Origin of the sequence: Propioniciclava sp. (assembly GCF_029977985.1) — a bacterium.
Taxonomy (GTDB): Bacteria; Actinomycetota; Actinomycetes; order Propionibacteriales; family Propionibacteriaceae; genus Propioniciclava.
This window is the reverse complement of sequence record NZ_JARKOT010000215.1, coordinates 1-8,631: the sequence shown is the minus strand read 5'-3', so window position 1 is coordinate 8,631 and position 8,631 is coordinate 1. Positions and strand designations below refer to the sequence as shown.

Annotated in this window: 7 protein-coding genes; all 7 read right to left on the bottom strand. The window is 70.9% G+C overall.

Annotated features, from left to right (window positions below; all coding sequences use genetic code 11):
* The coding region (gene argS / locus Q1K57_RS12760; protein ID WP_300083267.1) for an arginine--tRNA ligase at positions 1–1,316 on the bottom strand (1,316 nt) is incomplete at its 3' end.
* 177 nt (positions 1,317–1,493) lie between these two features.
* Entirely contained in the window at positions 1,494–3,320 is a 1,827-nt protein-coding gene (locus tag Q1K57_RS12755; protein WP_300083265.1) for an FAD-dependent monooxygenase, read from the bottom strand.
* Between the two features lie 52 nt (positions 3,321–3,372).
* Positions 3,373–4,293 carry a MarR family winged helix-turn-helix transcriptional regulator gene (locus Q1K57_RS12750; protein WP_300083263.1) on the bottom strand — a complete coding sequence of 307 codons (921 nt, stop codon included), beginning with the start codon at positions 4,291–4,293 and terminating at the stop codon, positions 3,373–3,375.
* Between the two features lie 87 nt (positions 4,294–4,380).
* Positions 4,381–4,944, bottom strand: coding sequence for an ElyC/SanA/YdcF family protein (locus tag Q1K57_RS12745; protein ID WP_366525374.1), 564 nt, complete (start codon positions 4,942–4,944; stop codon positions 4,381–4,383).
* A 163-nt stretch (positions 4,945–5,107) separates the two neighbouring features.
* Positions 5,108–6,769 carry a glucose-6-phosphate isomerase gene (gene pgi / locus Q1K57_RS12740; RefSeq protein WP_300083259.1) on the bottom strand — a complete coding sequence of 554 codons (1,662 nt, stop codon included), beginning with the start codon at positions 6,767–6,769 and terminating at the stop codon, positions 5,108–5,110.
* Between the two features lie 108 nt (positions 6,770–6,877).
* A complete protein-coding gene (locus Q1K57_RS12735) occupies positions 6,878–8,020 on the bottom strand; it encodes an SH3 domain-containing protein (protein ID WP_300083257.1) in 1,143 nt (380 codons plus the stop codon).
* Between the two features lie 84 nt (positions 8,021–8,104).
* Positions 8,105–8,631 (bottom strand): bifunctional 4-hydroxy-2-oxoglutarate aldolase/2-dehydro-3-deoxy-phosphogluconate aldolase (locus tag Q1K57_RS12730; RefSeq protein ID WP_300083255.1); only part of this gene is annotated, 527 nt, incomplete at its 5' end.

Here is an 8,631-nt window from a genome sequence, read left to right as displayed (position 1 = left end):
ATCTGGTTCGCCCGGGCGTGCGCGTACTGCAGGTAGGGGCCCGTGTCGCCGGTCGTCGCCGTCATCCGCTCGGCGTCGAACACGTAGTCCTTCTGCAACTGGTTCGACAGGTCGGAGTACTTCACCGCCGCCATCGCGATCGGCCGAGCGGCCACCTCCTCGGCCTCGTCGAGCAGCGACTGCAAGGTCACCGTCTTGCCCGAGCGGGTCCGCAGCATCTTCCCGTCTGTGCCCAGCACCGACCCGAACGCCACATGCTCTGCCGCCACGCCGGCGGGCAGGTAGCCCGCCATCCGTGCCACGGCGAACACCTGCGCGAAGTGGTGGGTCTGCGGCATGCCGACCACGTAGACGATGCGGTCCGCTCCCAGCTGCCCCACCCGGTACCGGATCGCCGCCAGGTCCGTCGCCGCGTAGCCGTATCCGCCGTCGCTCTTCCGCACGATCAGCGGCGCCTCCTGGCCCGGCACGAACACGCACAGCGCACCCTCGTCGATGACCGCGATTCCCCGCTCCTCCAGGTCGGCCGCCACCTCGGGCAGCATCGCGTTGTAGATCGACTCGCCCGCCAGGTCGTCGTCGGTCAGCAGGACGCCCAACCGTGCATACGCCTCGTTGAACCCCTTCTCGGACACCGCGATCAGCGTGCGCCAGATGGCCGTCGTCTCCGGGTCGCCCGCCTGCAGTGCCACCACCCGGCGGCGGGAGGCGTCCGCAAACGCCTCGTCGCTCTTGAACCGCTCCTGCGCGCGCTTGTAGAGCGCCACCGACCCGTCCAGGTCGAGCCCGGACGCATCGATCCCCTCGTCGAGGATGTATTCGACCAGCATCCCGAACTGCGTGCCCCAGTCGCCGATGTGGTTCTGCGCGATCACCCGGTCGCCGCGCGCCGTGAGCACCCGGTTGAAGCAGTCGCCTATGATCGTCGATCGCAGGTTGCCCACGTGCATCGGCTTGGCCACGTTCGGCGCCGAATAGTCGATGACGACGGTCTGCGGCTCGTCGGTCTGCCTGATTCCCGTGTGCGGGTCGGTCAGCAGTTCGGACGCCGCCGCCGCCAGCACGCTCGACTTCAGCCGGAAGTTGAGGAAGCCCGGACCCGCGACCTCCAGCGGCTCGCACAGGTCCCCGACATCGATCTGCCCCGCCAGCTCGGTCGCGATCTCGCGCGGGGGGCGTCCGGCCTGCTTGGCCAGGCGCAACGCGACGTTGGACTGGAAGTGACCGAACTGGGGCTTCGTGGCGGGCCGCATCTCGGGGTCGACACCCGTTGCGGCCTGCACGCGCTCTGTGAGCTGGGAGAGCAGAGACGACATGATCCCCATGATCCCACAGGCCGCACGCGCCCCCGTGTGCGGTTCGGTGCTGCGAAACCGGCGCCCCAGCGCCTCAAACGCGGCCCCCAACCGCACACGGGCGAGTGGCGCGGGGCGGGGGCGCCGGGGCGGGTCGCGGGGCGCCGGGGCGGGGCGCGGGGCGAGGCTCCGGAGTGGTCAGCGCTGCGGCAGGAGAACGCCGGAGAGGAAGGCGTCCAGTTCGGCGACGGCGTCGGGGTCGAGTGGCAGGAGGTGGGCGACGAATTGGTCCGGGCGGACGAGCACCATGCAGCCCTCGGGCGCGATGCCGCGGGCGGCATAGATGTCGGCCGCGGGGTCGACACAGAACATCTTCTCGTGGTCCTGGAGACCGTAGCGGCCCTTCGCCGGCCGCAGCAGGGCGTGGGGGGCCGTGGGATCGACCGTGCGATGACCCTGGGCGAACACGGCGCGCACGTCGACGACGGCGTCCGGATCGAGGCCTGCGGGCGTGAACCGGGCCAGGACCGGTTCGAGAGCCGCGCACACGCGGTTGACGGGGGCGTCCGGGTCCGCGGGATCGGCGGCGTCGGCGAACAGGTAGAGCCGCCAGGCGGCGTCGGCGCGATGGCAGTGGCCGAGTTCGAGGCGGCGGGCGTCGTAGAGCCGCACGACGGGGGCTGTGTGGAAGCGCATGCCCAACCCGAACCCGGTGGCGAGCCCTTGGCGGGCGCCGGCGGCGACGAGCTCGGAGGGCGGATAGAGCGTCGAGACGCCCGCCGTGAAGCGGAGCTGCCGGGCGAAGTAGTGGCTGTACTCGGCGTCGTCGCCCTTGGCGCTCATGCGGGCCGCGAACTCACGGTCGAAGTCGATGAGCTCCTGGGCGATCGGACGCCGCTCGCCCGAATAGGTGCGCAGCAGCGACGGCGCGGCGCGCCCGGTGAGGACACTGACGAGCTTCCAGCCGAGATTGAACGCGTCGGCCATAGAGACGTTCATGCCCTGACCCGCTTTGGCGGAGTGGGTGTGGCAGGCGTCGCCGGCGATGAAGACGCGCGGGTCGCGCTCGGGGTCGCCGCGGGTGTCGTCGAAGAAGTTTGTGACGCGCTGTCCCACCTCGTAGATCGACCACCAGGCGACGCTGCGCACGTCGAGCGCATACGGGTGGAGGATCGCCTGCGCCTTGGCGATGACCCGGTCGAGGCCGACCTCGTCCTTTGTGAGGTGCCGGCCGGGGTCGAGGTCGCCGAGGTCGACGTAGAGGCGCACCAAGTAGCCGCCCTCCCGAGGGATGCAGATGATGCTGCCCGCCTGCGACCGGATGATCGACTTGAGCCGGATGTCGGGGAAGTCGGTGACGGCCAGCACGTCGAGGACGCCCCACGCATGGTTCGCCACGTCGCCCACCATCCGCAGTCCGAGCGCCTCCCGCACGGCGCTGCGGGCCCCGTCGCAGCCCACGACGTACTTCGCCCGCACGGTACGGCGGGCACCGGCGGCGTCCTCGAGGGTGGCCACCACCGGGTGGTCGCCCTCCCCGACCTGGACGTCGACGGCGCGCCACCCGTAGTGAGGGCGCAGCCGGGTCGGGGCGTCGGCCATCACGTCGAGGAGGTACTGGTGGATGCGTGCCTGGTTCACGATCACGTGCGGCATCTCCGACAGGCCGTCCTCGACGTCCTGGATGCGGTCGGTGCGTTCGATCGTGGCGGGGTCGGACGCCGACGGCGTCCAGAAGGTCGTCTCGTTGACCCAGTAGGCCTCGCGGAGCAGCCGCTCGGCGACGCCGAACGTGGCGAACATCTCCACCGAGCGGCAGGCGACGCCGTCGGCGTGGCCGAGCTGGAGGGGACCGTCACGGCGCTCGACGACCGCCGTGCGGATCTCGGGGTGGGTGGCGAGTTGGGCCGCGAGCACCACCCCCGCGGGGCCGGTGCCGACGACGAGAACGTCGACCTCGGCCGGGAGTACGGCGGGGGCGACCTCGGGATCGCCGGTGACGTAACCGTCGAGGTAGAACTGCATCGGCGGAGCCTTTCCTCGGGGGACCTTGCGGCGAAAGTAGTGCGTACACGGACTATTCGTCAAGGGCGTGAGCGCCGACCAGCGCCGCGAGCGTCCGGACGAACGCCGGACGCCGCCGCCGCGGTAGGTGCACGAGCAAACGATCCTGAACGGACGCCGCCGTGACCGTGAAGCCGGGCAGGACGCGGCGAGCGGCGCCGGTCAGGCGGAGGGTCTTGCGGCGCCGGTCGGCGTCATGGGGCGCGGCGTCGACCAGGTCGCGCGCGACGAGACGCTCGACGACCTCGGAGAGGGAGGACTTGTCCAGGGCCGCCACGGGCGCCAGGGCGGTCTGGTCCGCGGGTTCGGCCAGAGCGAGGGCGACGAGGACGGCGTACTGCGGCCCCGTGAGAGCGCCGTCGAACGCCTCCGCCCAGCGGGCGTTGTGGACCGCCTGGGCCCGCCGGACGAGATGACCCACCGTGCGCTCGGAGGGCAGGCCGAGCGCTGCGGGCGCCTCAGGGGCCGGCGGCGCGCCCTCGTAGGCGAGGGTGGCCAGGTCGTCGATGAGGCGGCCGCGCGTGGCCGGATCCAGGGGAGCGAGGAGGCGTTCCTGGACGCCCCGCACCCGCAGCGTGAGCGGTGCGAGGGCCTCGCCGGCGGCGTCCGTGAGGTGGAGGACCTTGCGGCGGCCGTCGTGCGGGTCGGACGCCGCGGCGACCCAGCCGTCGCGGACGAGGCGCCGGACGATACCCACCGCGGTCGACTTGTCGAGGGAGGCCTCGTGGCCGACCGTGACCTGGTCGATGCCGTCGTGGCGGGCCACAGACGACAGCACGGCGAACTGGGGTCCGGTGAGTTCGGTGCCGAACTCCTCCGACCAGAGGACGCCGTGCGCACGTTGCGCGCGGCGGAGGAGGTGTCCGGGCGCGCACGCGAGATCCAGCAGGGCGTCACGCGGGACGCGTCGCGGCGGGTCGGCGTCGGTGCTCATCGGTGCCCAGTGTGGCGCATCGGGGCGGCAGAGGCTCTCGGCGCAGAAGCCCACGGCCGTCGGCGCGGCTCCGCCTGCCCGTCGGCGTCAGGCGCGGAGAGCCCGCGTCACCGCGTCGGAGGGACCCTCGAGGACGGGTTGGCGCCGGGAAGCCAGATCCCACACCATCTTGAGGTTCGCCCCGTACTCGCGCGCCGAGAACTCGAACCAGCGGTTCGACGTGGCCCGAACGGAATCGTCGCCGACACCGACAGCGTCCACCCCGACAGCCCGGCAGGTCGCGATGGCCCGGGGAAGGTGGTAGGTCTGCGTGACCAAGATCGCCTGCGTGACGCCGAACTCCTGCCGCGCCCGCACGCAGGTGTCGTAGGTGTCGTAGCCGTGCTGGTCCTCGACGACGGCGGCCTCCGGCACGCCCTGCGCGACGAGGTAGCGCAGCATGTTCGTCGACTCGAAGTTGTGCTCGCCGGCATTGTCTCCGCTCACGACGAGCACCTTCACGCGGCCGGCTGCATAAAGATCCGCGGCCAGGTCGAGGCGGGCCTTCAGGTAGGGCGACGGCTCCCCCGAGGCGTACATCTCGGCGCCGAACACGATGCCCACGTCGCGTGCCGGGGCCTCGGCGACGTCGCTCATGCGCTCGGCGGCCATCGACCGCGCCCAGATGGCGGGCGTCAGCACGACGAGCGTGCTCGCGCCGGCCACCAGGACGATGCCGGTCAGGGCACGCAGGAGGAAGGTCCGGGGGGTTCGCTGCCTCCCCGCTCTTCCCACGCGTGCGGGTCGGGTTACGGTCACCCTGCCACGCGCACGATCAGACCCTCTGCGCTCGGTAGTACTCGATCAGTGCCTTCGTGGACGGATCCTGGTCGGCGAGAGCGTCGGCGTCGCCACCGATGGCCGGCGTGATCTGCTTCGCCAGCACCTTGCCCAGCTCGACACCCCACTGGTCGAAGCTGTTGAGGCCCCACACGACCCCCTGGGTGAAGGTGATGTGTTCGTACAGGGCGATCAACTGGCCGACGACCGACGGCGTGAGCGCCGGCGCCATGATCGACGTGGTCGGCCGGTTGCCCAGGAACACCTTCGCGGTCACCAGCTCTTCTGCGACGCCGTCGGCGCGCACCTCGTCGGCCGTCTTCCCGAACGCGAGCGCCTTCGTCTGGGCGAAGAAGTTCGCGAGGAAGAGCTCGTGCACGTCGGCGTCCCCGTCCTTGATGGCGTGAGCGGGGTTGGCGACCGCGATGAAGTCGGCCGGGATCAACTGCGTGCCCTGGTGGATCAGCTGGTAGAAGGCGTGCTGGCCGTTCGTGCCCGGCTCGCCCCAGAACACCTCGCCGGTCTCGGTCTCGACGGGCGTTCCGTCCGCCTTGACGCCCTTGCCGTTGGACTCCATGGTGAGCTGTTGCAGGTAGGCGGCGAAGCGGTGCAGGTACTGCGCGTACGGCAGCACGGCGTGCGAACCTGCCTTGAAGAAGTTGACGTACCAGACGTTCAGCAGGCCCATGAGGGCGGGCACGTTCTCGGCCCACGGCGTCTCGGCGAAGTGCCGGTCGATCGTGTGGAAGCCGGCGAGGAAGTCGGCGAAGTTCTCAGGCCCGATCGCCACGACGACGGCCGTGCCGACCGCCGAGTCGACCGAGTAGCGGCCCCCCACCCAGTTCCAGAAGCCGAACGCGTTCTCGGGGTCGATGCCGAAGTCGGCGACGAGGTCGAGCGCCGTCGAGACGGCGACGAAGTGCTTCCCGATCGCGGCGCGGTTCGCCTCGTCCGAGCCGTCGGTGACGCCCGCGTCCTGCAGCGACGACAGGAACCAGTCGCGCGCCATGCGCGCATTCGTCATCGTCTCCAGCGTCGTGAACGTCTTGGACGCCACGATGAACAGCGTCGTCGTGGGGTCGAGGTCCTTCGTCTTCTCGTAGGCGTCGGTCGGGTCGATGTTCGAGATGAAGCGCACCGCGGGCCCGTCGGCGTACGGCTTGAGAGCCTCATAGACCATCACCGGGCCGAGGTCGGAACCGCCGATGCCGATGTTGACCACGGTCTCGATCGGCTTGCCGGTGACCCCGACCCATTCTCCCGAGCGCACCTTCTCGGCGAACGCGTACACCCGGTCGAGCGTGGCGTGCACGTCGGCCACTACGTCCTGGCCGTCGACGACCAGCGTGTCCCCCTTCGGACGCCGCAGCGCGGTGTGCAGCACCGCGCGGTCCTCGGTGTTGTTGATGTGGACGCCGGCGAACATCGCGTCACGCTTCTCCGCGAGGCCGACCTCGTCGGCGAGCGCCACCAGGGCGTCCACGACCGCGTCGTTGACCAGGTTCTTCGAGAGGTCGACGTGCAGATCGCCCGCGGTGCGGGTGAAGTGCTCGGCGCGCCCGGGATCTGCGGCGAACCAGCCGCGCAGGTCGGGCGTGAAGTTCTCCTTGAGCTCGGTGAGGCGGGCCCAGGCGTCTGTGGTCGTCACATGCGTCATGAATCCAGCCTATGGGGTGGACGCCGCCGGCGCGGCCCTCCCGTCCCGGAAAGCGATGGCGCCCCACCGCCGAGCGGTGGGGCGCCGTGCGCGGGGTCGGACTCGGGTTCAGAGCTTCACGGACACGTGCACGTGATCCATGTGGTTGGCCGTGGCGCTGCCGCGGTTCGCCATGCCACGCCAGTAGGGCTTGTAGGGCGTCCAGATCTTCTGCTGGAAGATGATGTGGTCGATGTTGAACGCGTCCGCGTTGGCCGCCAGGTAGTTGGCCACCTCCCAGCCCTTGGACGAGTCGCTGAACGTCATGAAGTCGATCGCCCCGCCGAGCTGGTGGTTGCTCAGGCTGCTGGCCCGGTAGCCGCCGATCGACGTGAACGACCACTTTGCGGTGACCGCGTTGTACACGACCATGGCCTTCGGCTTGAGGCCGAGGACGGTCTTGCCCGAGTAGCTGGTGGCGCCGGTGTAGGACTCCGAGGACGCCGACGAGCCGGAGCCCGCCGCTGCGGTCTTCTGGGCCGGGGCGGAGTCGCCGAGGCGGCTGTCGGCCACCCAGCCGATCTTCCCGTCGAAGTTGACCTGGCGGAAGCCGTTCACGACCGAGTCGGTGACGGCCAGCTTGTCGCCGGTGTTGAGCGTGCCGACGCTGTCGGCGTCCGAGCTGGCGTCGGCGCGCACGGTCACCTTGGCCTGCGCGTACTTGTCGCCGACGATCTTCCCGAACGAGTTCTCCCAGCTGCCGACCGCGAAGGTCGCGGCAGCGCCGTCCCCCTCGACCTCCTGCGTCTCGGCGGTGGCATCCTCGGCGACCGGATCGGTGCCGGCGGCGGCATCCTCGGCGACCGGATCGGTGCCGGCGGCGGCACCCTCGGCGACCAGATCGGTGCCGGCGGCGGCACCCTCGGCGACCGGATCGGTGCCGGTGGTGGCGCTCGCCTCGTCGGTGGCTGCCTCGGAGACGAGCGCGGATGCCTCGGCCTCGGTGCGCTCGGTGGAGCGGGAGGTGGTGTCGTCCACCCGGGCCGGGGCGGCGACCGTCGTGTCGGTGGCTCCCTGCGCGTTCAGGTTGACGGCGAAAGCGGTGACGCCGAACAGCAGAACGGCGGAGAGGGCGGTGGGGGCGACGCGGGTGCGGAGCAGGTCCATCCGGGTGACGGCGCGGCGGCGCGGGGCCGAGATGAACGCGCTGTCCGCGGCGACCTGGTCGAAGGACTCGGGCTGGACGTCCGAGACGCGACGGGGCTGGTACATGCGAGGGATCTCCGATGCAGGGTCAACTGAGGTACTCCACAAAAGTAGCTGAGAAAATCTCAGCCACCAATTCAGGATGCCAACTCAGCTCTCGGTTGCCACGAGTTGCCGGAACTGCTGCGCCCGGCGACGCATCGCGGCGGGGTCGGACTCCCCCGCCTGGACGATGGCGTCGGTGCACACGGCCACCGCCCCCGACTTGAGCCATGTGTCCGCCTGGTAACGCTCGATGCGTCCCGTCGGCATCAGCGCGACGCCGGGGAACAGGGGCGGAAGGGCCCGGGCATAAGCCGAACCCATGACGTCGGCCGGCACCACCTGCAGGGCGTCCGCCCCGTGCCGCACCGCGGTGGCGATCTCCTGGGGCGTGAGCGCCCCCGGCACGAGCGGGACCGCGCCGGCGGCGTCCGCGAGCTCCGGATCGAAGACGGGGGAGGTGAGGAAGTGCGCCCCGGCATCGACGGCGGCGTGGACGCCGGCGGCGTCCGTCAGCCCGCTCACGCCCACGCGCGCGCGCAGACCGAAGAGCGCGAGGATGCCCGGCAGGCGATCGAGCCACGTGGCGGGCAGCAGCCAGGTGTCGAGCCCCTCCCACAGGAGCACCTCGGCCA